General features: G+C 36.3%; 1 protein-coding gene. It reads left to right on the forward strand.

Going from position 1 to position 1,215, the window contains the following annotated elements; translation table 11 throughout:
- Positions 1–53 precede the first annotated feature (53 nt).
- A complete protein-coding gene (locus tag JK188_RS17470; protein ID WP_006658701.1) occupies positions 54–353 on the forward strand; it encodes an HdeA/HdeB family chaperone in 300 nt (99 codons plus the stop codon).
- Positions 354–1,215 lie beyond the last annotated feature (862 nt).

Consider the following 1,215-nt stretch of genomic DNA (forward strand, 5'->3'; position numbering starts at 1 on the left):
GTAATAGACTTATTTCAATAGGCATTACCACTAAAAAATGAAGAGGAATATTTATGAATAAGTTTCTAATTTCTGCTTGTATGATTGCATCAAGTGCTCTGTCCTTTAATGCATTAGCCGCAGACAAAATGACCTCAACTCCCGAAAATATGACATGTAAAGAGTATGTGGACTTAAACCCTAAAAGCTGGGCTCCAGTTGCCTTATGGGTAACATCACAAGATACTCAGTTTAAAAGTGGAGACTGGGTGGCATTATCTGAACAGAGCGTTGCGGAAGCTCCTTTAATCCTTGAGTTTTGCAAGAAAAAACCTGAAGGAACTTTAAAAGATTACCTTGCTAGCAAAAAATAAAATTTTTTAACTGGTAATAGCCGCAGTTTAATCTCTGCGGCTATTTAGATTACTCACAGCAATTCTATTTGCTCCTCCCCCATCCTTGATACCAATACAGTGACAGTTTTATAAACTTCACGGCTTCAATGAGTTAAATAGAATCACTCAATATTAACTGAGATTGATCTATTTATTGCTTTAATGCACGCCCGTCTCTTCTTTGAATATTTCAGCTCGCTTTGTATTTTTAGTACTCGATACAACGACTGCATATGCACGCAAAGATACAAATATCCCGCCTCTAAATCCTGTAGTTGAAATGGGAATGTCATTGCTCATTAATAAGCCATATGGAAATAAATGAAGAAGAATTATGTTTACAAGCGATAATCATCGCGGGATGAATTGTAGTCTTGCAACCATTTTTATGGTACGCGATATATCTAATTGTCACCTTCACATCTTTAACTTCAACTCTGAGTGTGGCATACAGAGAAAAAGTAGCCTTCGAGTTCTTTCTACCACAATTATCGTAGTTTGAGGCGAGTATTTAATGTCATTGAAGATAACGTCAACACGAGTAGAAAGGAACACTCAGGACACAGATCCCACCAGCTCTACCAAATTTTAACTGTCGTGATGTAATAACATATTAAAAACAATAAATTAGCAAACTGAGCAGACCGTAACATTACCCAGAATGGACTTCGAAATGCACGTGAAATACACGTACACTATAAGAATAAACAAGCTCACCCTGGCGGGCTTGTTTATTTATTCTCAAATTCTGACTTTACCATCTAGTCCTTAGATAACCTAACTTCATAATAATTACCTCAACCTTATACAATAATCTAAAATAGGCTACACTATAATGGAG

It is taken from the genome of Providencia sp. JGM181, assembly GCF_018257375.1.
In the GTDB taxonomy this organism is placed as follows: domain Bacteria; phylum Pseudomonadota; class Gammaproteobacteria; order Enterobacterales; family Enterobacteriaceae; genus Providencia; species Providencia lanzhouensis.